This is a genomic window from Sphingomonas sp. ASY06-1R, from assembly GCF_052180265.1.
Taxonomy (GTDB): Bacteria; Pseudomonadota; Alphaproteobacteria; order Sphingomonadales; family Sphingomonadaceae; genus Sphingomonas_I.
Genome location: NZ_CP197464.1, coordinates 1,465,838 through 1,492,073 on the forward strand (window position 1 = coordinate 1,465,838; position 26,236 = coordinate 1,492,073).

The 26,236-nt window shown below is 63.3% G+C and carries 17 protein-coding genes; 15 read left to right on the forward strand and 2 right to left on the reverse strand.

The genetic code is table 11. From position 1 onward, the window contains the following. Positions 1-6 precede the first annotated feature (6 nt). On the forward strand, positions 7-3,189 hold the full coding sequence (locus ACSBM8_RS07150) for an efflux RND transporter permease subunit (protein ID WP_442680949.1): 3,183 nt from the start codon (positions 7-9) through the stop codon (positions 3,187-3,189). Positions 3,190-3,199: 10 nt separating this feature from the next. Continuing rightward, on the forward strand, positions 3,200-4,636 hold the full coding sequence (locus ACSBM8_RS07155) for an efflux transporter outer membrane subunit (protein WP_442680950.1): 1,437 nt from the start codon (positions 3,200-3,202) through the stop codon (positions 4,634-4,636). A gap of 50 nt (positions 4,637-4,686) precedes the next feature. Here the strand turns inward: ACSBM8_RS07155 and ACSBM8_RS07160 are convergent, their stop codons facing one another. Then, complete coding sequence (locus ACSBM8_RS07160) at positions 4,687-7,908, reverse strand: autotransporter domain-containing protein (RefSeq protein ID WP_442680951.1); 3,222 nt, start codon at positions 7,906-7,908, stop codon at positions 4,687-4,689. 363 nt (positions 7,909-8,271) lie between these two features. Between ACSBM8_RS07160 and ACSBM8_RS07165 the strand changes: the two genes are divergently transcribed. Then, positions 8,272-8,850: an alpha-ketoglutarate-dependent dioxygenase AlkB gene (locus ACSBM8_RS07165; protein WP_442680952.1), complete on the forward strand. Its 579-nt coding sequence runs from the start codon at positions 8,272-8,274 to the stop codon at positions 8,848-8,850. On the opposite strand, the gene ACSBM8_RS07170 is transcribed toward ACSBM8_RS07165, so the two are convergent. Beyond that, positions 8,841-10,028, reverse strand: a complete 1,188-nt coding sequence (locus ACSBM8_RS07170) for an aromatic ring-hydroxylating oxygenase subunit alpha (protein WP_442680953.1) — start codon at positions 10,026-10,028, stop codon at positions 8,841-8,843. The two genes, ACSBM8_RS07165 and ACSBM8_RS07170, sit on opposite strands and share 10 nt — an antisense overlap. A 114-nt stretch (positions 10,029-10,142) precedes the next feature. Between ACSBM8_RS07170 and ACSBM8_RS07175 the strand changes: the two genes are divergently transcribed. The 12 genes from ACSBM8_RS07175 to ACSBM8_RS07230 all read left to right on the forward strand — a co-directional run bounded on the left by ACSBM8_RS07175 (position 10,143) and on the right by ACSBM8_RS07230 (position 26,226). Then, positions 10,143-12,149 carry a tetratricopeptide repeat-containing sulfotransferase family protein gene (locus ACSBM8_RS07175; protein WP_442680954.1) on the forward strand — a complete coding sequence of 669 codons (2,007 nt, stop codon included), beginning with the start codon at positions 10,143-10,145 and terminating at the stop codon, positions 12,147-12,149. 129 nt (positions 12,150-12,278) lie between these two features. Next, on the forward strand, positions 12,279-14,660 hold the full coding sequence (locus ACSBM8_RS07180) for a TonB-dependent receptor (RefSeq protein ID WP_442680955.1): 2,382 nt from the start codon (positions 12,279-12,281) through the stop codon (positions 14,658-14,660). Between the two features lie 129 nt (positions 14,661-14,789). Next, on the forward strand, positions 14,790-15,704 hold the full coding sequence (locus ACSBM8_RS07185) for an ABC transporter ATP-binding protein (protein WP_442680956.1): 915 nt from the start codon (positions 14,790-14,792) through the stop codon (positions 15,702-15,704). After that, positions 15,701-17,200, forward strand: a complete 1,500-nt coding sequence (locus ACSBM8_RS07190) for an ABC transporter permease (RefSeq protein ID WP_442680957.1) — start codon at positions 15,701-15,703, stop codon at positions 17,198-17,200. The genes ACSBM8_RS07185 and ACSBM8_RS07190 overlap by 4 nt, the downstream gene beginning before the upstream one ends. 83 nt (positions 17,201-17,283) lie before the next feature. After that, positions 17,284-17,877 (forward strand): acetate uptake transporter, encoded by a 594-nt coding sequence (locus ACSBM8_RS07195; protein WP_442680958.1) that lies wholly within the window; start codon positions 17,284-17,286, stop codon positions 17,875-17,877. 150 nt (positions 17,878-18,027) lie between these two features. Further along, positions 18,028-20,151, forward strand: coding sequence for a M3 family metallopeptidase (locus ACSBM8_RS07200; RefSeq protein ID WP_442680959.1), 2,124 nt, complete (start codon positions 18,028-18,030; stop codon positions 20,149-20,151). A gap of 90 nt (positions 20,152-20,241) precedes the next feature. Next, positions 20,242-20,910 (forward strand): carboxylesterase family protein, encoded by a 669-nt coding sequence (locus tag ACSBM8_RS07205; RefSeq protein ID WP_442680960.1) that lies wholly within the window; start codon positions 20,242-20,244, stop codon positions 20,908-20,910. Continuing rightward, a complete protein-coding gene (locus ACSBM8_RS07210) occupies positions 20,820-21,113 on the forward strand; it encodes a carboxylesterase family protein (protein ID WP_442681515.1) in 294 nt (97 codons plus the stop codon). Before ACSBM8_RS07205 ends, ACSBM8_RS07210 begins: the two co-directional genes overlap by 91 nt. Further along, a complete protein-coding gene (locus ACSBM8_RS07215) occupies positions 21,028-21,816 on the forward strand; it encodes a carboxylesterase family protein (RefSeq protein WP_442681516.1) in 789 nt (262 codons plus the stop codon). The genes ACSBM8_RS07210 and ACSBM8_RS07215 overlap by 86 nt, the downstream gene beginning before the upstream one ends. An 85-nt stretch (positions 21,817-21,901) precedes the next feature. After that, complete coding sequence (locus ACSBM8_RS07220) at positions 21,902-24,538, forward strand: glycoside hydrolase family 3 C-terminal domain-containing protein (protein WP_442680961.1); 2,637 nt, start codon at positions 21,902-21,904, stop codon at positions 24,536-24,538. 124 nt (positions 24,539-24,662) lie between these two features. Beyond that, the gene (locus ACSBM8_RS07225; RefSeq protein WP_442680962.1) at positions 24,663-25,106 is read left to right on the forward strand and encodes an RrF2 family transcriptional regulator; all 444 of its coding nucleotides are present in this window, start codon (positions 24,663-24,665) and stop codon (positions 25,104-25,106) included. A gap of 103 nt (positions 25,107-25,209) precedes the next feature. Then, positions 25,210-26,226, forward strand: coding sequence for a sulfate ABC transporter substrate-binding protein (locus ACSBM8_RS07230; protein WP_442680963.1), 1,017 nt, complete (start codon positions 25,210-25,212; stop codon positions 26,224-26,226). Positions 26,227-26,236: the final 10 nt, after the last annotated feature.

Here is a 26,236-nt window from a genome sequence, read left to right on the forward strand (position 1 = left end):
AAGATTATGCGCTTTTCGCGCTTTTTCATCACGCGGCCTATCTTTGCCGCGGTGATTGCCATCGCCATCACGATTGTCGGCGCGCTTGCCTATTTCGCGCTGCCAATCTCGCAATATCCGGACATTGTGCCGCCGACCGTGACGGTGACTGCCAATTATCCGGGCGCGAGCGCGGAGACGGTTGCCGAAACGGTGGCCGCGCCGATCGAGCAGGAAATCAACGGCGTCGACAACATGCTGTACCAGTCGTCCCAATCAACGGGCGACGGCAAGCTGGTGATCACGGTAACGTTCAAGATCGGTACCGATCTTGATGCGGCCCAGGTGCTCGTTCAGAACCGGGTCGCGGTGGCGGTACCCCGCCTGCCGGAAGAGGTGCAGCGCCTTGGTGTCGTCACCAAGAAGACGTCGCCCGACTTCCTGATGGTCGTCAACCTGATCTCGCCCGACGAGAGCCTCGATCGCGGTTATATCTCGAATTATGCGCTGACGCGGGTTCGCGACCGGCTGGCGCGTATCGACGGCGTCGGCGACGTGCAGCTGTTCGGCAGCCGTGACTTTTCCATGCGCGTGTGGATCGATCCCGGTCGTGCGGCCGCATTGGGCCTTACCGCGGGTGACATCGTGTCGGCGCTGCGGGCGCAGAACGTCCAGGTTGCATCGGGCGCGCTGGGTCAGCCGCCTTACGATACCGGCCAGGCTTTCCAGCTCAACGTTGAGACGCAGGGCCGCCTGACCGATCCCAAGCAGTTCGCCGATGTGGTGATCCGCACCGATGCCGATGGCCGCCAGGTTCGCGTATCCGACGTCGCCCGGGTCGAGCTGGGGGCACAGGATTATGGCACCAACACCTATCTCAGCGGCAAGCCGACCGTGATCGTCGCCGTGTTCCAGCGGCCCGGATCCAACCCGCTCGCGGCGGCGGAGGGTGTGTCTGCGGCGATGAAGGAGATGTCGGGCAAGTTCCCGCCCGGCCTGGCCTATCGGGTTATCTATAATCCGACCGAATTCATCTCCCAGTCGATCGACGCGGTGAAACATACGCTGGCCGAGGCGATGATCCTGGTCGTGCTGGTGATCCTCGTCTTCCTGCAGAAGTGGCGGGCGGCGGTGATTCCGATCGTCGCGATACCCGTATCGCTGATCGGCACCTTCGCCGTGCTGCAGGCGGTGGGCTATTCGCTCAACAATCTCTCGCTGTTCGGCCTGGTGTTGGCGATCGGCATCGTCGTCGACGACGCGATCGTCGTGGTCGAAAATGTGGAGCGTAATCTGGAGCGCGGGCTGACGCCGCTGGAGGCGGCGCGGACGTCGATGGACGAAGTCTCGACCGCCTTGGTCGCGATCGTCCTGGTCTTGTGCGCGGTGTTCGTTCCGACCCTGTTCCTCAGCGGTCTGTCCGGCGCCTTCTATCGCCAGTTCGCGGTCACGATCTCGGCAGCGACCATCATTTCGTTGATCCTGTCCTTGACCTTGTCGCCTGCGCTCGCCGTGCTGCTGCTCAAGCCGCACGAGACGCATGACGAAGGCGGTCCGCGCTGGCGGCGGGCGATCCGAAATGCCGGCGATCGCTTCAATCACGGGTTTGAGCGGATGAGCCAGTCCTACGGCCGGCTCACGCATCGCCTGGTGCTCAGGCCCGGCCGCATGATGATCGCCTATGCGGGTCTGATCGCCGTCACGATCGGCGTGTTCTGGGTCACCCCTACCGGCTTCGTACCGGCGCAGGACCAGGGCTATTTCCTGACGGTCATCCAGCTGCCGCCGGGATCCTCGATCGCCCGGACCGATGCGGTCATGAAAAAGGTCGCCGCGCGTATCCTGCCCCTCAAGGGCGTGAAGGGGTCGGTCATGCTCGCCGGTTTCGACGGACCGTCACAGACGCTCGCGCCGAATACGGCCGCTGCCTACGTGCCGCTGATGAGCTTCGAAGAGCGCAAGAAGCTTGGCGTTTCCATCGGCAGCATCATGGGTGAGGCGCAGAAGGCAACGGCCGATATCAGCGAGGCGCGCTTGCTGATCGTTCCGCCGCCCCTGATCCAGGGTATCGGTTCGGCCGGCGGCTACCGCATGATGGTGCAGGACATTGCCGGCAATGGATATGAGGATCTTGGCAAGGTCAGCTACGGGCTGATCGGTCAGGCCAACCAGACCAAGGGCCTGCAGCAGATCTACACCTTCTTTGCGACCAACACGCCGCGCGTCTTTGCCGATGTTGATCGCCGCAAGGCCGATCTGCTGGGGGTCCCACCCGAGCGCGTGTTCGAAGCCTTGCAGGTCTATCTGGGGTCGGCCTTCGTCAATGACTTCAATTTGCTGGGTCGAACCTATCGCGTGACGGCGCAGGCCGATGCACGCTTCCGGAACACGACGGCAGACGTCGCCAACCTGAAAACGCGATCGAATTCGGGTGCGATGGTGCCGATCGGATCGGTTGCCACGTTCAAGGACAAGACCGGACCGTATCGCGTCACCCGCTACAACCTCTTTCCCGCGGTTGAGGTTGATGGGGATACCGCGCCCGGCACGTCTTCGGGCACCGCATTGAAGACGATGGACGCGCTGGCCGACAAGACTCTGCCCACCGGCTACAGTCATGAATGGACGGGGATCGCCTACCAGCAGCAGGCCGCCGGCAGCACGTCCGCGCTCGTCTTCGCAATGGCAGTGGTGTTCGTGTTCCTGGTGCTGGCCGCGCAATATGAGAGCCTGACCTTGCCACTCGCGATCGTGCTGATCGTCCCCATGTGCCTGTTGGCGGCGATGATCGGGGTCAATATCCGTGGGCTGGACAATAACGTCCTGACACAGATCGGGCTGGTCGTGCTGATTGCGCTTGCGGCCAAGAATGCGATCCTTGTGGTCGAGTTCGCCAAGCAGGCGGAGGAAGAGCAGGGAATGTCCCCGGTCGATGCCGCGGTGCATGCGGCGCGGACCCGCTTGCGGCCGATCCTGATGACCAGCTTCGCCTTCATCCTGGGCGCAGTGCCGCTGGTGATTGCCACGGGTGCCGGTTCGGAGCTTCGCCAGGCGCTGGGAACGGCTGTGTTCTTCGGCATGATCGGGGTGACGGGCTTCGGCCTGATCTTCACGCCGACCTTCTACGTGGTGTGCCGCGCGCTGGGCGATCGTTTCGCCCGCCGCCGCGGCGGGCAGGCGGGCAGCCCCGCGCTGCAGCCGGCCGAATAGGATAATTGTCATGACATTGGTCAAATTGCTCCCGGCCGTATCGGCATTGGCGCTCGCCGCCTGCGCCGTCGGGCCGAACTATGTGCCCCCTCAAACCGCCGCCGCCGCGCAGGCGCCGTTGCTCGCCGCCGGCGCTCCTGTCAGCGACGCGCAGACGCCCGGCGATTGGTGGAAGATGTATGATGATCCCGTGCTGGACGGATTGGTGGCCGATGCGCTCGCGGCGAACACCGATATCCGCGTCGCGGTTTCCCGGCTGGATCGGGCCAAGGCATCGCTACGCGGCGCGCGTTCCGATCTGCTGCCGCAGACCACGCTCAGCGCCAACCCGGCTTATGGCCGCCGTCCGACCATCCAGCGGCTTCCCGGCTTGCAGCGCGAGGGCTGGCAGGTCGATGCCGGTCTGGATGTTTCCTATGAGCTGGACCTGTCCGGCCGGGTGAGGCGGGAAATTGAGGCGGCACGGGGCGATGTCGGTGCCGCTGCTGGCGACGTAGACGCGGTGCGCGTTTCCATCGTGGCACAAACGATCGGCGCCTATGTGGAGGCGTCCTCGGCGGCCGAGCAGATCAAGGTGGCGCAATCGATCGTCGCCTTGCTCGATCGCTCGGTCGGCATCACGCAGAAGCGGTTCCAGGCGGGCCGCGCGGAACGGCTGGACATCGTACGGCTGACTACGCTTGCCGATCAACGCCGCGCGGAAATCCCGCCTTTGGTGGCACAACGACAGGCGGCGCTCTTTCGCCTTGCGATGCTGACCGGCCGGACGCCCGATGCGCTGCCCGTCGCCGCGACATCGCGCGACACCACGCCGGAAATTCGCCAGCTTATCCCCGTTGGCGATGGTGGAACCTTGCTTGCCCGCCGGCCCGACGTCCGCGCGGCCGAACGTCGGCTGGCTGCCAACACGGCCCGGATCGGGGTGGCAACGGCGGAGCTGTATCCCCGCATCACGCTGGGCGGTTCCGTCGGCCAGACGAGCACCGGTTTCTCGAACCTGTTCGGCGCCGGGCCACTGCGGTGGCTGCTGGGTCCGCTGATCAGCTGGAACTTCCCCAACCAGGCCGCGGCGCGCGCCCGCATTGCCGAGGCCCGGGCCGATCGGGATGGCTCGCTGGCATCGTTCGATGGCACGGTTTTGCGGGCGTTGCAGGAGACCGATACGGCGCTGTCGGCTTATGCCGAGTCGCTCAATCGGCGCCAGGCGCTGAAAACCGCTTATGACGATGCCGCCACGGCGTCACGCATCGTCCGCGCGCGCCAGCGCGAAGGGCAGGTTGATTTCCTGACCTTGCTGGATGCGCAGCGAACGGATGCCGAAGCCGCGGCAGCGCTGGCGCAATCGCAATATGCGGTGGCGTCCGCGCAGGTCGATCTGTTCCGCGCATTGGGGGGCGGCTGGCAGAATGTTACTGAAGCCAATCGCGCCGGTGCCGGCCTGAACTGATCCGAAAGGCGGCGCCGGGCAGATCGCACCGGCGCCGCTATTATCGAGGCTTAGAAAGCGCCGCGGAAGCCAAAGCGGCCGGAGATGATCCGCTGGCCGTTGGACCGGGTTTCCACAACGCCCGATGCGATGAAGCGGAAGGCCGAGGAACCGAGCGACGCATTCGCACCGCCGATCCAGCCGCTCTTGCGATCCTCGGGCAGGAGGATGAACTCGTTGCCGTTGGCGAAACGCGCCTTGGTGCCGTCCAGCTTCGAATCGATGATCTGGCGGCGACCGCCTTCCAGTTCGATCCGGAAGATCGCGGCATCGGGGTTGGACAGGTCGCCAAAGCGCAGCCCGGCAGCCAGCAGTCCGGTGGCGGCTGCTTCGCTGCTCGTCCGCTTGCCGATCGACAGGTCGAAGCCGGTTCCGCCGCCACTTTCGGTGTGCGCCTTCTCCGACAGGCGGTTGTAGCTCAGCTGGGCCGAGGGACGCAGATAGAAGGTGCCCATGGCTTTTTCATAGCTGACCTTCGCGCCGGCAGCCGCGTTGATGCCGTTCCACTTCCCCTTGCTGGTGAAGATTGCGGAGGATCCCGACGTCAGCGCGGACAAGGAACGCTGTTCCGACAGGCGGACATAGCCCGCGCTGCCGTAGGCGGCGAACTTCAGCCCGCCGAACGTGCTATACCAGTGGATGCCGCCGCCGAACTGATTGGCCGAAACCTCATTGTCGCCGCTATCGCGTACATCACCATGGATGTAGCCGATCGACAGGCCAATCCGGCTATTCTCGCCTACCGGCACGTCGCCGCCACCGGTCAGGCCCCAGCCATTGCCGCCGTTGCCGGGCGTGTCGGTGCCATCCTGATGGGCGTCCCACAAGGCCTGCTGCACCCACAGGTTCACGCGGCCAACCTGGGCCCAGGGCGTGACATTCTCGGTCGGGGCAAGCGTACGCGCGCCCTGGGTCAGCACGTCGAACACACCGCCCTGATGGTCCGGCAGCATCTCGCGATAGCGCAGCAGGGTGGAGTCACGATCCGTCAGCCCCAGGAAGGTGGACGACAGCGTAGCGTTACCCTGGATTGCGGCGAAGACGGCGTCATAGGCCGCTGCCTCCGAGCGGCGGAATTGCAGATCCGTCGCGGTCTTGCGCTGGATCGCAACGCCGACCGTACCCGCGCTGTCGCTCGCGACCAGATTGCCCTTCAGCAAATAGGGCAGCGAGTCGATCGAGAGGGTCAGATTGTTGCTGCCCGTCAGCGTACCGCTCCGCAGCACGGTAATCGGGTTGGTGGTCGTCCCAAACGAGGTCACACCCACCGCCAGCGTCGTCGGCGCGCTGATCGTGGTGGCGCCCGTCACGTTCACCAGCGTGCCGATGTTCTTGGCGGGATCGATGACCACGCCCAGCGTACCGCCGGCTGCATTCAGGGTCGTCATCGTGTTGGTATCGGTCGTGTTGAAGCGCAAATTGCCGCCGTTCAACGCAACCGCGATATTCGATCCGGCGCGGTCGCCATTGGCGAACACCCCGGCGAAGGCGGCGCCCGAGTTGATCGTCAGCGTGTCGTTGCCCGTCCCGAAATCGATCTTGCCCGAAGCGGCACTCGTGCCGGACAGCGTGATGCTGTCATTGCCGTCGCCCAGCCGGGCGTCGATGGACGCAATCACGTTACCGCTGATCGCGATCGTATCGTTGCCGGCGCCCAGATCGATGACCGATTGGATGACGCCTGCCGACGCGGTGAACGTATCATTGCCGCTGCCCGTAAATACGCCACCGGCAAGCGCCGGCGTGGTCGTTTGCGTCGAGCTGGCAAGCCCTTGGGTATAGGTAAAGCCGGTCGTATTGCTGGTGACGTCGATCGCACGCTGATTGGCGTCGCTGCCGGACGTGGCGGCGGCGATGATGGAGCCGTTGTTGACGACGCTCTTCAGCGTACCGCTATTATCGACGATCGCTTTCGCGTCCCCCTGGGTCGCCGTCGTTTGCGCAGAGATTGTGCCACTGTTGACGATCGTCGGCAGGCTCGCGCCATTCTCGATCACGACGCCGTAGGACGCGCTGCCGGCAGTTGCGGAGCCGCCCGCACCGACGCTGCCGCTGACGGTCAGCTGCGGCGTGGAGGCGCCCGCCGCCAGGCGCAGGCCATAGGCCGTCGCGCCGTTGGCGCTGCCTGCGATCTGGCCGCCGACGGCGATGCCGCCATTGATGGTGACGGGGGCGCCAAGGCCACCGATCTGGGCACCGGTGGCGCTTACGCCCGAATAGACGCCGATGCCGGCAATCTTGCCGTTGACGATCAGTCCGTTCGTATTGCCGGTGAAGGTGCCGAAGGTGATCGGCGCCGTGGCGGAACCGATCAGAAGCGCAGGCGCGCTGCCATAGGTCGTCAGCGATGCGGTCTGCTGGCCCGCGTCCGCAATGCCGTCCTTGTCGACGTCCGCCGTCGTGTTGGTGGTGTCGGTTGGGGCGGCCGCGATAAGCACGCCGCCGCTGACACTTCCGCCGATCACCATCGCCGATCCGCTTTGCTGCACATTCTCCGGCGTCAGCTTGGTGACGTCGGTCGGCAGCGTCGTGGAGCTATAGCCGGTCGAGCTGAGTCCGCCGTGGACGACCACCTGACCCGCGACATCCCCCGTCAACGCCACGCCGGTGGCATTGCCGCCGAGCACGCCGACCGCACTGGACAGCGCGATATTGCCGTTCACCGCGCCCAGCCGGATTCCATATGTGTTGTTACCGGTGACGCTAATCGCCCCCGTATTGGCCGTCACATTGCCGACGATCGGCGCCGCTGCGTAAATCGCGGCCGAGTCATTGCCGCGCACCGTGATCGCGCCGGTATTGTTGATCGCGCCCGTAAACGGCGTGGTTCCGTCGATCCGGATCGCGTAGCGGTTATTGCCCTGCGCATAAGGACCGTCCAGCACTGTGTCGCCGTTCGTATCCGTGCGGGTGTAGGTTTCGTCGATCGTGATCGTGCCGCTATTGGTGATGCTGCTGGTCAGGCCGCCATTGGCGACAATGCCGGCCGCATTATTCACGCCGTTGAACGTGATCTTACCGGCGCTGCTGACCGTATTGTTGCTGTCGATCGTGACCGCCGCGCCACTGGTGGTGGGAACGATCGATCCATCAGCGGTGATGGTGATGTTGCCCCCGGTGGAGGTCCGCACCGGCGTGGTGGTCGCGGTGCTGATCGACGTATCCGCGCGAGCTTCAGCGGCGAGCAGAGTTGCAAGGGTGGTGATGCAGGTTGCGGTGAGCGCCAGGCGCATGAACAAATCTCGCTGCTGAAGTTAGTGGAAGAAGGGCCTCGGTGGCTGTCAGGACCTACGTGCGATCATGGAAAAGTTCGTGGCATAGCCGGTTGGGCGCCGCGGGCGCATATCACATGTCCGCGATCGCGCGGCGGCTTCATGCCGGATTGCGCCCGCCATGGCCATTGTAAATGTCGCTCCCCGACCCCTTTGATCCCATTGCGCCAAAGGCGATGGCAGATGAACGCCAGATGACCGAAGGCCAAGCCGGCCGGGAAGTTGCGCCTGATTGGCTGCCATTGAGGTGTCCAGATTCCGCCCCTGATCAAGATGTGACGGAGACAGGGTGCCACGGCCTTGGCGCCTTCCTACATTATCCGAATGGATGATCTGTTCGGCTTCTCGCCCGTCCCGGGTTTCAACCAGACGGACGCGGTCTTTACCGCTACCGAGGAGGCCCAATTCATTGCCCGGATCGATGCGGAAGACCTGTCACCTTTTCGATTCCAGGGGTGGACGGGTAAGCGACTGACACGCAGCTTCGGATGGAATTACGATTTCGATGCCGCACGCCTCGCGCGGGCGGATCCGATCCCGGACTGGCTGTTGCCCGCGCGTGACAGGGTTGCCGCCCTTGCAGGGCTGGAGGCGGAGCAGTTCGTGCAGGCGCTGCTGATCCGCTATGATGCGGGGGCCGGGATCGGGTGGCATCGCGATCGCCCGGTGTTCGAACATGTTGCTGGGATATCCCTGGGCAATGCCGCCACTTTGCGACTTCGTCGGCGGCTGTCGGTCGGCTTCGAACGGGCGTCCGCACATCTCGCGCCCCGTTCGATCTACCATCTGTCGGGAACGGCGCGGCATGACTGGGAGCATAGTATTGCGCCAATGGAGGTGCCGCGCTGGTCTATCACCTTCCGCAGCCTGTCCGATAAAGGCCGCCATATCCTTCAACAATAAGCGCGGCTCCACCCGCCGGCGGGGGCAGCGTGACTGCGCGCCTCCGGGATCAGCGCACGTGTCCGTCGCGCAAAATTGCGAAGCGCCACTTCCTCGCGGCTCAGTGGCCCGACCGAGAAGCTGGAGGAGGCCATGCCCTGCTGCACGCGTGCGACCAGCTCCGTATCTTCCGCATTCACCTGCCGGTTGATCCGCCAGTTCAGATATTGTGCGGCCTTCATCCTGCGGCGCGCGTCCTCCGAACCTTCCCCATCGGGAACGGCATAGCTGATCTCCCGTATCAGGGTTTCGGTGGGGGAAAGCGGCAGGAATTGCATGAAATCGACTTGATCGGGATAGATGTCGAAGGCCACGTTCGGCCACAGTTTGAAATAGGTCCAAAGTCGCTGCCGGTCGGCCGGCAGATGCGCCACCTGCGGCAGGAAGTGCGCATAAGCGCGTTCGGAGGGATTGGAGGAGGGGCGATCGACCAGCGGACCCCACATCTTGTCCACCCACTGTGCCGATTCAACGCCATAGCCGTCTCCCATCAGCCGTTTCAGGCCTGGGTGCGCGACGGCGATATGCAGACCGTCCGAATAATTGTCGGCGATATTCTTCCAGTTCACCGTCCGGTGCCGCAACGTAACCCGCCCAAGCTTACGCAACTGCGGGAACCGATAGGGCGCGATTTCGTGGGCGTAGGGCTCCATCATCCGCGCCACGCTGGGCCCGCCACCTTCCAGCCGAACGAACACGAAACCCTCCCAGATTTCATGCTCGACGGGGGCTAGCCCAATCCCCGCAAGATGGGCGGGGTCGTAGCTTTCCCGGTTCGGCACGCCCACCAACCGGCCGTCGCTGGCATAGGTCCACGCGTGATAGGGGCAGACGATCCTTTTGGCGCAGCCGGCCGTCCCGTCGAGAATGCGCGCCCCGCGATGACGGCAGACGTTGTGGAAGGCCCGGATAACGTCGTCACCGCCGCGCAGCACGACAATGCTCTCGCCGGCATAATCCAGCCCCATCCACGCGCCCGCATCGGCGATGTCGCTGACATGGCAGACAATCTGCCACGCAGGTCGGATGATGCGCCTACGCTCGACCTCAAAATATTCGGGGTCCGCATATAACCAGGCTGGCAGGCTCCAGCCATCATCCGGATCGGTGTGCTGCGCGGGCAGGGAAGTTGTGGCCATGATGCCGCAGACGAGTAGAAGACTAGCTTCGCACCCGCAACGTCGCGTTGACAAGCCTGTTCAGGCGGCGTCTCATCCACCCACCACGGCGTGACGCCAGGCAAAAGGGCAGGGATGGCAACGCGCACGGAGCAGCCCGTTGGTTCTTTGAACATGGCGTTGGCGCAGGCCGAACGTCTTGCATCGACCCGCCCGACACTTGCGCTGGAGCAAGTCGACGAGATTTTGGCGGTAGCGCCGGGACATCCGCAAGCATTACTGCTGCAGGGGCGCGCCCTTCGATTGGTGGGGGAGACGCAGGAGGCCCGCATCCTGCTGGAAAAGCTCGCAGCCGAACAACCCGGTTCGGCGGCGACCGCGCTGGAACTCGGGCTCACCCTGCGCGCCAGTGGCGACCTTCCTGGCGCGATCGTGCAATTGCGACGCTCGGTCGCACTCAACCCGCGGTCGGCGGATGCCTGGGCGATACTCGCCGATGCGCAGCGCACGGCGGGCGATGACGCCGCAGCCGATGCGGCACAGCTGGCGGCCGTGCGTGCTTCGACCGAGGATCCTGCCTTGATGCGGGCCGCCCTGGCGTTGCAGGAAAACGATCTTCCCACGGCGGAAACCTTATTGCGCCAGCATCTGCGCACGCGGCCAGGGAATGTGGCGGCAATGCGCATGTTGGCGGAGCTTGCGGCCCGATTGGGCCGCCTGGACGACGCGCAGGCCTTGCTGGCTCAGGTGGTGGCGCTGGCGCCCGGCTTCGATGCAGCGCGACAGGCGTATGCGATGATCCTTCAGCGCAACAATCGCCCTGCCGAGGCGCTGCGCGAGATTGACCTGCTGCTCGCCAAGGATCCGCGGCAGGGCGGCGCACGCACCGTCAAGGCGGCTACCCTGGTCCGGCTAGGCGAATATGATGCGGCGATCGCGATCTACGAAGCGCTGCTGGCGGACTATCCCACCCTGGCGCGCAACTGGATGAGCTTCGGGCATGCGCTGAAGACGGTGGGCCGGCAGGACGCGGCCATTGCCGCTTATGGTCGCGCGGCGCAGCTTGAGCCCACTTTGGGCGAAGCGTGGTGGAGCCTCGCCAATCTCAAAACCTATCGGTTCGACGACGATGCGATATCCGCGATGGACGCAGCACTGGCCGTCGCCGGGATTGGCGAGGAGGATCGGCTGCACCTTCACTTCGCGCTCGGCAAGGCGCGGGAGGATCGCGGTGCGGACGCCACCGCCTTTGATCATTATCGCGCGGGGAATGCGCTGCGCCGCGCCCAGCTTGGCTATGACCCCGATCGTATGCATCGGCAGGTGGCGCGCGCGATGGCAACCTTTGACGAAGGGTTGATCCTTGGCAAAGCGGGGCAGGGCCATGACGCGCCCGACCCGATATTCATCGTTGGCCTTCCGCGATCCGGCTCGACTTTGGTCGAGCAGATCCTGGCGTCGCATCCGCTGGTCGAAGGCACGATGGAGCTTCCCGACATGATGGCGATCGTGCGGGAACTGGCGGGTAAGGAGGATCGCTATCCGGAATGCGTGACGGAAGCGAGTGCCGAACAGCTGCGCGGGTGGGGGGAAGCCTACCTTGATCGTACGCGGGTCCAGCGTAAGACGGCACGGCCCTTCTTCATCGACAAGATGCCGAACAACTGGCTGCATGCCGGGTTGATCGCGCTCATATTGCCCAAGGCGAAGATCATCGACGCGCGCCGCCATCCGATGGATTGCTGTTTTTCCGCCTATCGCCAGCATTTCGCGCGAGGCCAGGCCTTCAGTTATGGTCTTGAAGATGTCGGCCGTTACTATCGCGATTACGCAACGGCGATGGCGCACTTCGATGCGGTGATGCCCGGCCGGATCCACCGCGTGATCCACGAGCGGTTGATCGACGATGTCGAAGGTGAGGTGCGCAAGCTTCTGGATCATTGCGGTTTGGCCTTCGATCCGGCGTGCCTGTCTTTCTGGAAGACCGACCGGGCGGTGCGGACCGCCAGCTCGGAGCAGGTCAGGCGGCCCGTGAATCGCGACGGCATCGACCGCTGGCGCCGCTTTGACGCCGAGCTCGCACCACTCAAAGCCGCGTTGGGTCCGATCCTGAACGATTGGGAGGCGCCGGTACGGACGTGAATAGCCCGCAGCGGCCGGGAAAAGGCGGCGCGGGCCAAGCAGGGGCGAACGAAAGTTCGAACGAAAGGGAGTCACATGACTGCACAAGACTTATCGTCCAGGCGCCGAGCTCGCTTGACTGCGGCCGGCATGTTGCTGGCCACGACCATGCTCGTCCCCGCAGGTGCCGCCATCGCCCAGGATGGGCAACAGGCCGCGCCCGCAGCGGCGATTACGACTAACCAGACCAACGGGCCGGCAACCAATCAACAGGCGACGGGCGCGTCGACCGACGTCCCAGACGAGATCGTCGTCACCGCGAACAAGCGCGCGGAGAATATCCAGAAGGTGCCGATCAGCATGCAGGCGCTCGGCAATGACACGCTCGAGCAGCATCAGGTGCAGAGCTTCGACGATTATACGAAGCTTCTTCCGAGCGTATCCTACCAATCCTACGGGCCCTCGCAGCAGCAGCTTACCTTCCGCGGCGTCGCGACCGGCGGCATCGATCTTCCGGGCGGCGCGCTATCGGCCACCGGCGTCTATCTCGATGAAATCCCCATCACGACGACGGGCGCGTTGCTCGATGTGCATGTCTATGACGTTGCCCGGGTGGAGGCGTTGGCCGGTCCGCAAGGCACGTTGTTCGGCGCCAGTTCGCTTGCCGGCACATTGCGGATCATCACCAACAAGCCTGATCCGTCCAAGTTTGCCGGCGGCTATGACCTGGAAGGAAATAAATTCGGCAAGGGCAATGCCGGCGGATCGGCCGAGGGCTTCGTCAACATTCCGCTGAGCGAAAGCGCTGCCGTACGGATCGTCGGTTATTATCAGCATGACGGTGGCTATATCGACAATACGCTGGGGCAGCGGACCTACACTTTGTCGGATGACGATCCGACCAACGACAAGACCGTCAACAATTCGGAATTCGTGAAGAAAAACTTCAACGATGTCGACACCTATGGCGGCAGGATCGCGCTGGCGGTCGATCTGGACGATAATTGGACGGTGACCCCCTCGATCGTCGCGCAGCATCAGGTCGCGCATGGCACGTTCGGGTACGATCCACGTGTCGGCGACTTGGAGGTGCATGAATTCGCGCCCGATCGCAATCTGGACAAATGGTATCAGGCAGCGCTCACCGTCGAGGGCAAGGTCGGCAATTTCGACCTGGTCTATTCGGGTGGATATTTACAGCGCTCGATCGATAACGATCAGGATTATTCCTACTATACCGTCTATTACGACAATATCCCGGGTTATACGAACTTCCCGGACGGCAAGGGCGGCTTCCTCGATCCCACCCAGCGCTATCACAACCATCAGGCCATGACGAAGCAGACGCACGAGCTGCGGATCAGCTCTCCATCCGGCGAACGCTTTCGCGTCACGGCAGGCTTGTTCTACCAGCGCCAGGCCAACCGCAATGTTGCCGACTATTATGTGCCCGGCCTGGGCTCGATCCCGAACACGTTGGCGGTGGTCGGCGACGACATCTTCGTGACGCGAACCCATATCGTCAATCGCGACTATGCCGCGTTCGCCCAGGCCTCGTTCGATCTGACCGATACGTTGACGCTGACCGGCGGCATTCGCGGGTTCAAGGCCCATAATACGCTGATGGGCTTTTCCGGATTTGCGAGCAATGCGGAGGATGTCGGCTGTTCCGTCCCGATCACGACGAGCTGCGTCAATGTCGACAAGAGCTACAAGGAAAGCGGCGAAACCCATAAGGTCAGCCTCGACTGGAATATTACGCCGACGAAGATGGTCTATGCAACCTATTCGACCGGATTCCGGCCGGGCGGCAATAATCGGCGCCCCGGTATCAACCCCTATAAGGCCGACACGCTCGACAATTACGAGATTGGCTGGAAGACCAACTGGTTCAATCGTAAGCTGCGCTGGAATACGGCATTGTTCTACGAGCGATGGAATAACGTGCAATATGCGCTCGCGCCGGTTGGCGCGGTTGGCGTGGCCAACATCTACAATGTCGGCAAGGCAAATATTTACGGGATAGAGACGGATGTGTCCGCCTATCTCGGCGCGCTCACCTTGTCGGGATCTGCGGCCTACACCGATGCCAAGCTGGGATCCAACTTCTGCTCGATCGGCACGGACGGCAATCCCGATTGCACGCTCGGTACCCTGACCGCACCGAAGAGCACGCGTCTGCCGGTCCAGCCGAAATTCAAGGGCACGGCGACGGCGCGTTATCAGTTGGATATCGCCGGCCATCCCAGCTTCCTGCAGGGGACGATCCTGCATCAATCGGGCGTTCGCAACTTCCTTGGCCTGGCCGATAATGATGCGGTGGGCGATACGCGCGGCTTCACCACGTTCGACTTCTCGGCGGGTATCCGCTTCGCCAGTCTGTCATTCGAAGCGTTCGTCACGAACGCGTTCGACAAGCGCGGTATTCTAAGCCGGAACACGTTCTGCGTGCCGACCTATTGCGGGCAATATGCCCGCTCCTATCCGGTCAAACCGCAGCAATTCGGCATCAAAATGTCGCAGCGTTTCTGACGCTGGCGGGCCGGACGTGATCGCGATGGGCTGTACAGGCATTGCGGTCACGCCTCGTGCCGCCGGATTGCGATCCCATGGAGATCGTCCTATCCGGCGGCTTCGGTCAAATGGCCTGCGGGAACGGCAGTGACGGCGCTTCTCCTTGACGGCGTGACCAAGCATTTCGGCGACAAGCGTGCCGTCGATAATCTCAGTTTCGCGGTTCAGGACGGCGAAGTGTTCGGCTTTCTGGGCGGTAATGGCGCAGGCAAGACCACGTCGCTGCGCATGGTTTTGGACATTATCCGGCCGAGCGCCGGGCATATCGAAGTGCTGGGACGCCGGCCGGGGCGGGAAAACGGGCCGGAATTGGGCTTCCTGCCCGAAGAACGCGGCTTGTACCGCACCATGACCGCGCTGGAGACGATCACCTATTTCGGCCGCCTTAAGGGCATGCGTCGCGCCGATGCGCGGCAGGAAGCGCAGCGATTGCTTGATCGCTTCGGGCTGGGCGGCGCGGCGCGCACCAGGGTCGATCGCCTGTCCAAGGGCATGGCGCAGAAGGTTCAGCTGGCAACCGCGATCGTCAACAAACCGGCCCTGCTGATCCTCGACGAGCCCTTCTCGGGGCTGGATCCCGTCAATCAGGGTTTGCTGGAAGCGGAGATCCAGCTGCTTGCGCGCGAAGGATCGACGGTCATTTTCTCGACCCATGTCATGCAGCATGCGGAACGACTGTGCGATCGCCTGCTGCTGCTGTCGCAGGGGCAGAAAGCGTTCGAGGGCACGCAGGATCAGGCGCGTGCATTATTGCCGGTCCGGCTTTCGCTGGTGTCGCGTACGACGCCCATGGCGCTGCCCGGTGTCATTGCGGCTGAACCAGGCGAGCGCAACGAGGATTGGACACGGTGGGATGTCCGCCTCCAGCCGGGCGCGGACCCGGCCGATCTGCTGCAGGCCTGTACCGAGCGGGGCTTCGCTTTGCGGGGCTTCGAACAGAGCCGGCCGAGCCTGCATGATGTCTTCCTCCACGTCGTCGGCGGCCGGGAGGAGGGGGCATGAACCATCGAATACTGCTGATAGCCGCGCGCGAATTCCGGCAGATTGCCGCCGCGCGCAGTTTTTGGATCACGCTGCTGATCATCCCCTTCGCCCTGGCGCTCGGCCCGATCGCGTCGCACCTCATGCAAAAACCAAAGACGGAAAGCGCGATGCTGATCGATGCCGCCGGCATGGTCGCGCCGGTGATCGGTCAGCGGATCGAACTGGAGCAGCAGCGCCGTGTCCTCAGCGCGCTCGCCCGCTACGCCGCTCGCTACGATCTCGGCCGGGCAGAGCCGCAGGCGCTGTGGGCGCAGCCCGACCGCTATTTTTCCGACGACGAAGTGACGACCTTTTTCGCGCGCGGCGGCGCCGCGCATGCGCTGCAGACGATGCGGCGCGTCTCACCGGCGGGCACGCCGCGCTTCGTCAGCCCACAAGCGGAGTATCGGTTGGTGCCGGCGCCACCCTCGCTCCGTCGTCTGAATGCGGATGCGCTCGCGCATGCGGTGCCTGCTTTACTGAACCCCCCACAGGCGCAACGTGGGTCGGGGACGCCGGATTATGCGGTCTATATTCCCGCCGATTTCGAGACAGGTCGCCACGGCGTGCAGATCTGGTCGGATGGCCCGCCATCCGGTGGACTGATGGATGCGCTGCAGGAGGAACTGACCCGCATCCTGCGCAGCCGTTTCCTGGACGATCATGGCGTAGCCCCTGCGGTGGCGACGGCAGCGGGCCGGATCCTGCCAGCCATCACCGTCAACCAGCCACCCCGCGGCGAAGGCCATAAGCAGATCGTCATACGATCGGTTCTGCCGCTCTTTATCTCCTATATCCTGCTGGTCTCCTTGATGGTCTCTGGCTCGTGGATGCTGCAGGGTACCGTGGAGGAGCGGTCCAACAAGCTGATCGAAACGATCCTGGCCTGTGTCAGCCCGGACGAGCTGATGCAGGGCAAACTGATCGGTACGGTTGCCGTCGGGCTGACGATGGTGCTGTTCTGGGTGATCTGCGCCATCGCGGCCGCGTTCGCGACGCAAGGCATGATCTCCGAATTCCTGCGCCCGGCCTTGGCGCCGCTCACTTCGCCGGGGATTGCGATCGCGATGATCTTTTACTTCATCGCCGGCTATTTGATGGTGGCGATGATCTTCCTGGCGATCGGTGCGATGAGTGACAGCTTCCGCGATGCGCAGGCCTATCTCACGCCGGTGCTGCTGGTGATCGCCATGCCTTATGCGATCATCGCCCAGCAGGTGCTGCGCGATCCGTCGAGCCTTGCGATCCGTATCATGAGCTGGATACCGCTTTACACCCCGTTCGCCATGCTGGCGCGGTTGGGCACGGGTGTGCCCCTGTGGGAAATCATCGCCTGCGGCCTGATGCTGGCCGTGTTCGTCGCGGCCGAGGTCGTCCTGCTTGGCCGCGTCTTCCGCGCCAGCCTGCTGAGCGCCGGGGCCAGGCCCAGTTTGGCACGCATCGGACGTCTGATGATCGGCCGGGAGCGGGCCTGACCTGGGTTGACCGCAGGATAGGCCAGCCATAGCCTCCAAAGCGCATCCGGCGATCAACAGCCAGGGCAGGTAGGGGATAGTAGATGGCGGAAGATAGTGTGACGACCGTGGCCAACCCGGCCGGGCTGGGGCTGGTGGCATTCGGTTTGACGACCGTTCTCCTGAGCTTGATCAATGCAGGCGTGCTGCCGGCCGGGGGCGAGCCGGTCGTGATCCCGCTCGCGCTGGCCTTTGGCGGGCTGATGCAGATTTTCGCGGGTGTCTTCGAAGTACGTCTGGGCAATACGTTCGGGATGACGGCGTTCCTCAGTTACGGGGCATTCTGGTGGTGGTTCGCGCTCTTGCTGCTGTTCGGCCATAATCACTGGATCGACCTCTCGGCGGTCGGCCCGACCGTAGGCGTGGCGCTCCTGTTATGGGGTGTGCTCACGCTGTATCTTTGGATCAGCACCTTCCGGTTGACCAAGGTGCTCTTCTTTATCTTTCTCACGCTGTGGGTGACGTTCGGGCTTCTGGGACTAGGGGCGATCCAGGGCAATCCCGGGCTGACCCACGCGGGCGGTTGGCTGGGCCTGATATGCGGGTGCTTGGCGCTTTACGGCAGTTTCGGCATTGTCACCAACGCCACCTTTGGCCGCAATGTCGTGCCGCTTGGCACGACGCCTTTCGTGGCCTGATTACACCGCACGACCGAAAAAATGATGGGGTGACGGGCAGGTAGGACGCCTGCTCGTCGCCCGGCCATGCTGATGCTTGATTATCCATGCGGGCCGCTCCACGCTGCCGGATCGGCGCGTGCCGAACCAGTCCAAAGGATTTCCTCCCTTATGAAGATGATGACGTGGCTCGCGCTTTCGACGACGTCGGCATGCCTTGTTGCTTCCATGGCCGCCGCGGCACTTCCCGCGAGCAACCCTTTTGCACGGCCAAGCACATTGCCCTTCCAGGCGCCGCGTTTCGATCTGATCAAGGACCAGGATTATCAGCCCGCGCTGGACGCGGGCATGGCCGAACAGTCCGCCGAAATCACGCGCATCGCCAACAATCCCGCCGCGCCGACGTTCGATAATACGATCGTCGCGATCGAACGGTCGGGTCGGATGCTGGATCGTGTGAGCAGCGCGTTCTTCGGCGTTGTTCAGGCAAACACCAATCCCACCCTCGACAAGGTGCAGGAGGTGGAGACTCCGAAGCTGACCCAGCATTCGGACTCGATCTATCTCAACGCCAAGCTGTTTGCGCGCGTGCGGGCGATTTACGCGCAGCGCGGCAGCCTGAAACTCAACCCCGAACAGCTACAATTGCTGGACGTGTATCACGCCAATTTCATTCGTGCCGGCGCACAATTGTCCGACGCCGACCAGACCAAGCTGCGTGCCCTGAATACGCAGATCTCTACTCTTGAAACCGCCTTCCAGCAGAAGCTGTTGGCTGCGGCGAAGGCGGGCGCGCTGGTGGTCGACGACAAGGCGAAGCTGGCGGGCCTGGACGACGGCGCGATTGCTGCTGCCGCGAAGGATGCGAGCGAGCGCAAGCTGGATGGTAAATATGTGCTGCCGCTCCAGAACACGACCCAGCAGCCCGCGCTGCAATCCCTGGCCGATCGCAGCACCCGCGAAGCGCTGTTCATGCAAAGCTGGACGCGCGCGGAAAAGGGCGATGCCAACGACACGCGCTCGACGATCCGCGAGATCGCCTATCTGCGTGCGCAGAAGGCCCAATTGCTCGGTTTCCCGACCTGGGGCGATTATGTGCTCCAGGATCAGATGGCCAAGACGCCCCAGGCCGCCAAGGCGTTCATGAAGCAACTGGTGCCGGCACTTGCGGCGGAACAGAAGAGCGAGGCGGCCGAACTCCAGCGTACCATCGCCGCTGGCGGAGAGAATTTCACACTGAAGCCGTGGGATTGGGACCGCTATTCGGAACGGGTGCGGAAAGCCAAATATGACCTCGATGAGAATGAGGTTAAGCCCTATCTCGAGCTGAACGCGGTGCTGGAAAAGGGCGTGTTCTTCGCGGCGAACCAGCTTTACGGTCTCACCTTCAAGCGCCGGACCGACATTCCCGTCTATCAGCCGGATGTCACCGTCTACACGGTCTACGACAAGGACGGGTCCGAACTCGGCCTGATGTATTTCGATTATTTCAAGCGCGATAATAAATCCGGCGGCGCCTGGATGTCGAACTTCGTTGGCCAATCCTACCTGCTGAAAACCAAACCGGTTATTTACAATGTGGCTAACTTCACTAAGCCGGCTGCCGGCCAGCCAGCCCTGATCAGCTTTGACGACGCGACGACGATGTTCCACGAATTTGGTCATGCCTTGCATGGCCTGTTCGCCAGCCAGACCTATCCGACGCTGTCCGGCACGAATACGGCGCGCGATTGGGTCGAATTTCCGTCCCAGTTCAACGAACATTGGGCGCTCGATCCCAAGGTGCTGGCGAACTATGCAAAGAATTATCGGACCGGCGCATCGATGCCGCAGGCGCTGGTCGACAAGATCAAGAAAGCCGCCAAGTTCAACCAGGGCTATGCCCTGGGAGAGACGGTGGAAGCGGCCACGCTCGACATGGATTGGCATAGCCTGACCGCGTCGGCGCCACGTCAGGACGTGGATGCTTTCGAGAAGAACGCCCTGGACAATATGGGGCTCGACACCGCCAATATTCCGCCGCGCTATCGGACCAGCTACTTCCTCCACATCTGGGCCAACGGCTATTCGGCCGGTTATTATGCCTATCTGTGGACGCAGATGCTGGAGCATGCATCCTATCACTGGTTCATGGACCATGGCGGCATGAGGCGTGAAAACGGCCAGCGCTTCCGGGATCTCATCCTGTCGCGCGGCCACACGCAGGATTATGGCACGATGTTCCGCGCCTTCTACGGCAAGGATCCCGATATCGGCCCGATGCTGCAGGAACATGGGCTGCCGACCGGGCAGTAAGGGGAACGGCGCAGGCGGGAAGGTTCCGCCTGCGCGCAACGATGCCGAACATCGGCACGCAGAGGAGGCGGGATGCAGTTGGCGCGAAGGATGACGGCTGCTGTCATGGCCTTGATGGTCGCACCGCTCCACGCCGCGCCCGGAGGTCCGGTCGTGAGGATAGCAAGCGGCGCGATCGAGGGGGTTGCGGCACCATCCGGTGCATCGGTGCAGATGTTCCGAGGGATACCCTTCGCCCAACCCCCGGTGGGCGACGGCCGCTGGCGGGCGCCGCGGCCGGTGCAAAGCTGGCGCGGCATCCGCAAGGCCGATCAATTCGGTCCGCGCTGCATGCAGCGCCGTTTATGGGACGACATGTTCTTTCGCTCGCCCGCCGCCAGCGAGGACTGCCTCTACCTGAACGTCTGGACACCCGCTGATCTGCGCGCGCGATCATCTGCGAAACTGCCCGTTCTGGTCTATATCTACGGCGGTGGTTTCGTCGCCGGGGACGCCTCTGAACCGCGTTATGACGGTGCGGCGATGGCAACGCAGGGCATGGTGGTCGTGACCCTGAACTATCGCCTCGGCATATTCGGCTTTCTGGCCCACCCGTCGCTCACGGCGGAATCACGCCATCACGCCATCACGCATCGGGCAATTACGGCCTGCTGGACCAGGCGGCAGCGCTGGCCTGGGTACAGAAAAACATCGCGCGTTTCGGGGGCGATCCCCGGCGCATCACGATCGGTGGAGAATCCGCAGGGTCCATGTCCGTGAGCGGGCTCATGGTTTCGCCGCTCAGCCGCGCGCGCATCGCCGGTGCGATTGGCGAAAGCGGCTCCCCTGATGCTGCCGACGAAGCTGCCTGCGCTGGCGGATGGCGAGGCGGCGGGTGTGGCGTTTGCCGCGTCCCAAAAGGCATCGTCGCTCGCCGCATTGCGGGCAATCCCGGCGGAGACGTTGTTGTCCGCGCAGAGTGACGCGGGCAGGCGGTTTGGGCCGGTTATCGATGGCTATTTCCTGCCCGAACAGCCTGCCGTCACCTATTCCGAAGGGAGGGCCGCCAAGGTGCCGCTCCTGATCGGATCGAATTCGCAGGAAGCGGCTGCAAGTGCGGTTCTCACCGACACCCCGCCAACGATCGCCAATTATCGCGCTGCACTGACGCGCCTGTACGCCGATAAGGCGGATGCAGTGTTCGCTCTTTATCCGGCTGCGAGCGACGCGGATGTGGTGCGCGCGGCGACCGATCTTGCCAGCGATCGTTTCCTCGGCGCCGCAACGTGGCGGTGGTTCGATGCCCACCGCCGAACGGGCGCACCGGCCTTTTATTATTTTTACCAACATGTCCGGCCGCGTCCGACGGCCTACACCGCCTCCGGACCCTTACCCTTCGGCGCCGTGCATAGCGCTGAAATCGAATATGCGCTGGGTAACCTCGATGCCAACGCCGCTTATGCGTGGACGGCGGAGGATCGGCGCGTTTCCTCGGTCATGACCGGCTATTTTGCCAATTTCGTCAAAGCCGGAGACCCGAATGGCACGGGCCTGCCTCCTTGGAAGCCCGCGTCCACCGACGAAAAGGCGATCCAGCGCCAGATCATCGACGTGGAGTCACGCGGAACAGCTTTTGCCGAGCAGCAGCGCTATGATGCGATGGAAGCATTGGCGCCGCCGCGCTGATTGATCTTCCCCCGGCGGAGTGCCTGCCGTAACAGCGCTTTAAGACGTCTCGCTTCCAAGGGGCGCATCAGCAGAGAGGAAAGCTGTGATCAATCGCCGTCTCGCCACCCGCTTGGCCCTTTATGGTAGCGCTATCGCAATTGCTCAGTCCGCCGGCGCGCAGCTTTACAAGGATCCGACGGCGTCGCTCTCGGCACGGGTTTCCGACCTTGTTGGCCGGATGACGCTGGAGGAAAAAGCCGCGCAGATGCAGAATACGGCGCCGGCCATCCCGCGCCTGGGCATCCCTGCTTATGATTATTGGAACGAGGCCCTGCACGGCGTCGCGCGTGCGGGCGAAGCCACTGTTTTTCCCCAGGCGATCGGCATGGCGGCAACCTGGGATGCCGATCTGTTGCGCGAAGAGGGCCGCGTGGTCGCGATCGAAGGGCGCGCCAAATATAACAAGGCGCAACGCGAGCAGAATTACGAGCGCTATTTCGGGCTGACCTTCTGGTCGCCCAATATCAACATCTTCCGCGATCCGCGCTGGGGCCGTGGGCAGGAGACGTTGGGCGAGGATCCCTATCTCAGCGGCACGCTCGGCACGGAATTCATCCAGGGGGTGCAAGGCGATAACCCCAAATATTTTGAGGCGATCGCAACGCCCAAGCATTTCGCAGTTCACTCGGGGCCTGAGCCGCTGCGGCACGGGTTCAACGTGGATCCGAGTCCGCGTGACCTGACCGAGACCTATCTGCCGCAATTCCGCCGCGCGATCGTCGAGGGCAAGGCCTACTCCCTCATGTGCGCCTATAATGCGGTGGACGGGAAGGCTGCGTGCGCGAACGGAACGCTGCTCGGCGACATCCTGCGCCGCGATTGGGGCTTCCAAGGGTTCATTACATCGGATTGCGGTGCGATCGACGATATTACGACCGGCCATCACAATACCAAGACCAACCCGGAAGGGGCAGCTTTGTCGGTCCGGATGGGTACGGATACCGGCTGCGACTTCAAGGATGAAATGCTCGATCTGCCCAAGGCGGTTCGCCAGGGCTATCTGAAGGAAGCCGATATGGACACGGCGGTAAAGCGCCTATTCACCGCGCGGATGCGGCTGGGTATGTTCGATCCTGCCGACATGGTGCCCTTTTCCCGGATCGGGATCGATCAGAACCATAGCAATGCGCACAAGGCGGTTTCGCTACGCGCCGCGCGGGAATCGATCGTTCTGCTCAAGAATGATCAGATGCTGCCGTTGGCACGCGGTACCAAGATCGCCGTCGTCGGGCCGACCGCCACCTCTCTGATCGGATTGGAAGGAAATTATAACGGAACGCCAACCCAGCCGATCCTGCCGCTCGACGGGGTGGAAGCCGCGTTCGGAAAGTCGAACGTCAGCTATGCGCTTGGTGCGCCCTTTACCGAGCAGCTTGCCGTGCCGGTGCCGCGCACCGCATTCCCGGGCGGGTTGCAGGCGACGTTCTACAATAGTCCCGATTTCACCGGGCCGGTCGTCGCGCGGCGGACGGATAAGGAGATCGACGTCAATTGGGCGCTGATCGATCCTGCGCCGGGCGTCAGTCAGAAGGCATTCTCGGTCCGCTGGACCGGCAAGATCGCCGTTCCTGCCGCGGGCAATTATGCGCTCCAATTGGAAACGCGCGGCCACTGCGACCGCGGCGCCGCGACCGGAAGCTACACGATCCGCGTTGCCGGATCGCCGGACCTGAAGGTCACTTCAAAATGCGGTGGCCGTGATCAGGCGCCGCAGCCGCTCATGGTGCATTTCACCGACACCAACCCGCGCGATTTCACGCTGGAATTCACCCATGCCTCCGGCGGCGCCGGCGACATCACCCTGTCCTGGAAAGCGCCGCTCGCGGCGCTGCGCGACGAAGCCGTGCGCAACGCGCAGAATGCCGATGTCGTCGTCGCCTTCGTCGGGCTGAACGCGTGGCTGGAAGGCGAAGAGATGCCGCTGAAGGTGCCGGGCTTCGATGGCGGCGATCGCACCAACATCGCGCTGCCGGCCGCGCAGCTGGCATTGCTCGATGCGGTCGCCGCTACCGGCAAGCCGCTGGTGGTGGTGATGCAAAGCGGTTCGGCCATTGCCCTGGGTGCGGACGACGCCAAGGCGCGCGCCATTCTGCAGGCCTGGTATCCAGGCGAACAGGGCGGTCAGGCGATCGGCGAAGTCCTGCGCGGGACTGTCAATCCCAGCGGTCGCCTGCCGGTGACTTTCTACAAATCCACCGCCGATCTGCCGCCCTTCATCGATTATTCGATGAAGAACCGCACCTATCGCTACTTCAACGGCCAGCCCGAATATGCGTTTGGGCATGGCCTCAGCTATACGACCTTCGCTTATTCGACGCCGACGATCGCCGCCGGCCGGCTGACCGCAGGCAAGGAACAGACGATCAGCGTGCGGGTGCGCAATACCGGGAAGGTCGCGGGCGATGAGGTCGCGCAATTGTATCTCTCGACCCCCGACGTGAAAGATACGCCCTTGCGTTCGCTGAAGGGCTATCAGCGGGTTCGGCTCAATCCGGGACAGACCAAGACGCTAACCTTCCGTCTTAGCCCGCGGGACATGGCCTTCGCCGATGCCAAGGGCGTGATGCGGATCGTGCCGACGAACTACAAATTATGGGTCGGCGGGGGGCAGCCGGGTACGGGTGCACCGGGCAGCATGGGCGCCTTTGCAGTGGATGGCAGCCTGGCACTGCCGCGCTAGAGGCGCGCTATCGATGGATGGGGGACGGGCGGTGCCGAGTGGCGCAGGCCCGTCGGCATAGGGCAATCTATCGTTTCGTCCTATCGGAGTGGCGTTTGGCCGCTGCCGTCGCTATCTCGTCGTCATGCTTTCGCAAAAGGCCCGCTACGCGCTGCGTGCGCTGCTCCATCTGGTCGAACATGGTACGTCGCGCACGATTCAGGTCGGCGAGATGGCGGAAACGCAGCAGATCCCGCGCAAATATCTGGAATTCATCATGGTCGATCTGAAGAAGGCCGGGCTGGTGACGAGCAGGCGCGGCCCGGGCGGGGGCTATGTGCTGGCGCGGCCGCCTTCGGAGATCAGCTTTGTCGAGGTCATCCGCGCCATCGACGGCCCGATTGCGCTGGTGCCGTGCGCGAGCGAGAATTTCTACGCCCGCTGCGGCGACTGTCATGATGAAGCGACCTGCGCGATCCGCCGCGTGTTGGCGCAGGTGCGGGATAGTGCCGTCGCAATCCTGGAAAATACGTCATTGGCCGATGCCGCGCGCGTCGAATTGGCGGCTGAGGCGTTATCGGCAGCCTGACGGTTTTGCCGGACCAAGAAAAGCTAGGCCGGGGCCAGCCGTAACCCCAATTGTCGGGTAGGAATTAGTATAATAGCGTTCTCTCGAACATGAGGGAGTTTCTATGCACCGTCGGGCTTTGATCGTCGCGGCCGCAATGGCGATGAGCGCGCTTGCGCCGATCGCAGTCACGGCCGCCGCGCCCGTGGAGTTGCTGAACGTCAGCTACGATCCGACGCGTGAACTGTATCGCGACGTGGACGCCGCGTTCACGGCGCAGTGGAAGGCAAAGACCGGGCAGGTCGTCACGATTAAGCAGAGCCATGGCGGTTCCGGCGCCCAGGCGCGTGCCGTGATCGACGGCTTGCAGGCGGATGTGGTCACGCTGGCGCTCGCGGCGGATATCGATTCCATCGCGGAAAAAGCCAAGGCTTTGCCCGCCAATTGGCAGACCCGGCTGCCCGAGAATTCCACGCCTTATTATTCGACGATCGTCTTCCTCGTGCGCAAGGGCAATCCCAAGCAGATCCGGGACTGGGGTGATCTGATCAAGCCGGGCGTCAAGGTCATCACGCCCAATCCCAAGACATCCGGCGGGGCACGGTGGAATTATCTGGCGGCGTGGGGCTATGCCCAACGCAAGACCGGCTCGGTCGCCGGGGCTCGCGATTATATGACGAAGCTCTTCCGCAACGTGCCCGTGCTGGATAGCGGCGCCCGCGGTGCGACGACGACCTTTGTCCAACGCGGCCAGGGCGACGTGCTGCTGGCATGGGAGAATGAGGCGTATCTCGCGGCAAACCAGCTCGGCAAAGGCACGCTGGAGATCGTCTATCCGTCCGTGTCCATCTTGGCGGAGCCGCCGGTTGCCGTCGTCGACAAGGTGGTGGACCGCAAGGGTACGCGGCCCGTGGCCGAGGCCTATCTTAAATTTCTCTACACTGCGCCGGCGCAGCAGCTGATTGCCAAGAACTTCTACCGCCCGCGCGACCCCGGCGTCGCGGCACAATATAAGGCGCGCTTCAAAAGCTTGCCCCTGTTCAGCATCGACAAGAATTTTGGTGGGTGGAAGCGCGTTCAGGCAGCACATTTCAGCGATGGCGGCATGTTCGATCAGGTATTTACGGACGCTAAGCGCTAAAAGGCCGAAG

Excerpts from the sequence above, each read along its gene's own strand:
- ACSBM8_RS07205 (WP_442680960.1), top strand. The coding sequence starts at position 20,242 with ATGACGGCTGCTGTCATGGCCTTGATGGTCGCACCGCTCCACGCCGCG.
- ACSBM8_RS07175 (WP_442680954.1), top strand. The coding sequence starts at position 10,143 with ATGGCAACGCGCACGGAGCAGCCCGTTGGTTCTTTGAACATGGCGTTG.
- ACSBM8_RS07160 (WP_442680951.1), bottom strand. The coding sequence starts at position 7,908 with ATGCGCCTGGCGCTCACCGCAACCTGCATCACCACCCTTGCAACTCTG.
- ACSBM8_RS07170 (WP_442680953.1), bottom strand. The coding sequence starts at position 10,028 with ATGGCCACAACTTCCCTGCCCGCGCAGCACACCGATCCGGATGATGGC.
- ACSBM8_RS07190 (WP_442680957.1), top strand. The coding sequence starts at position 15,701 with ATGAACCATCGAATACTGCTGATAGCCGCGCGCGAATTCCGGCAGATT.
- ACSBM8_RS07200 (WP_442680959.1), top strand. The coding sequence starts at position 18,028 with ATGAAGATGATGACGTGGCTCGCGCTTTCGACGACGTCGGCATGCCTT.
- ACSBM8_RS07165 (WP_442680952.1), top strand. The coding sequence starts at position 8,272 with ATGGATGATCTGTTCGGCTTCTCGCCCGTCCCGGGTTTCAACCAGACG.
- ACSBM8_RS07230 (WP_442680963.1), top strand. The coding sequence starts at position 25,210 with ATGCACCGTCGGGCTTTGATCGTCGCGGCCGCAATGGCGATGAGCGCG.
- ACSBM8_RS07180 (WP_442680955.1), top strand. The coding sequence starts at position 12,279 with ATGTTGCTGGCCACGACCATGCTCGTCCCCGCAGGTGCCGCCATCGCC.
- ACSBM8_RS07150 (WP_442680949.1), top strand. The coding sequence starts at position 7 with ATGCGCTTTTCGCGCTTTTTCATCACGCGGCCTATCTTTGCCGCGGTG.
- ACSBM8_RS07195 (WP_442680958.1), top strand. The coding sequence starts at position 17,284 with ATGGCGGAAGATAGTGTGACGACCGTGGCCAACCCGGCCGGGCTGGGG.
- ACSBM8_RS07225 (WP_442680962.1), top strand. The coding sequence starts at position 24,663 with ATGCTTTCGCAAAAGGCCCGCTACGCGCTGCGTGCGCTGCTCCATCTG.
- ACSBM8_RS07155 (WP_442680950.1), top strand. The coding sequence starts at position 3,200 with ATGACATTGGTCAAATTGCTCCCGGCCGTATCGGCATTGGCGCTCGCC.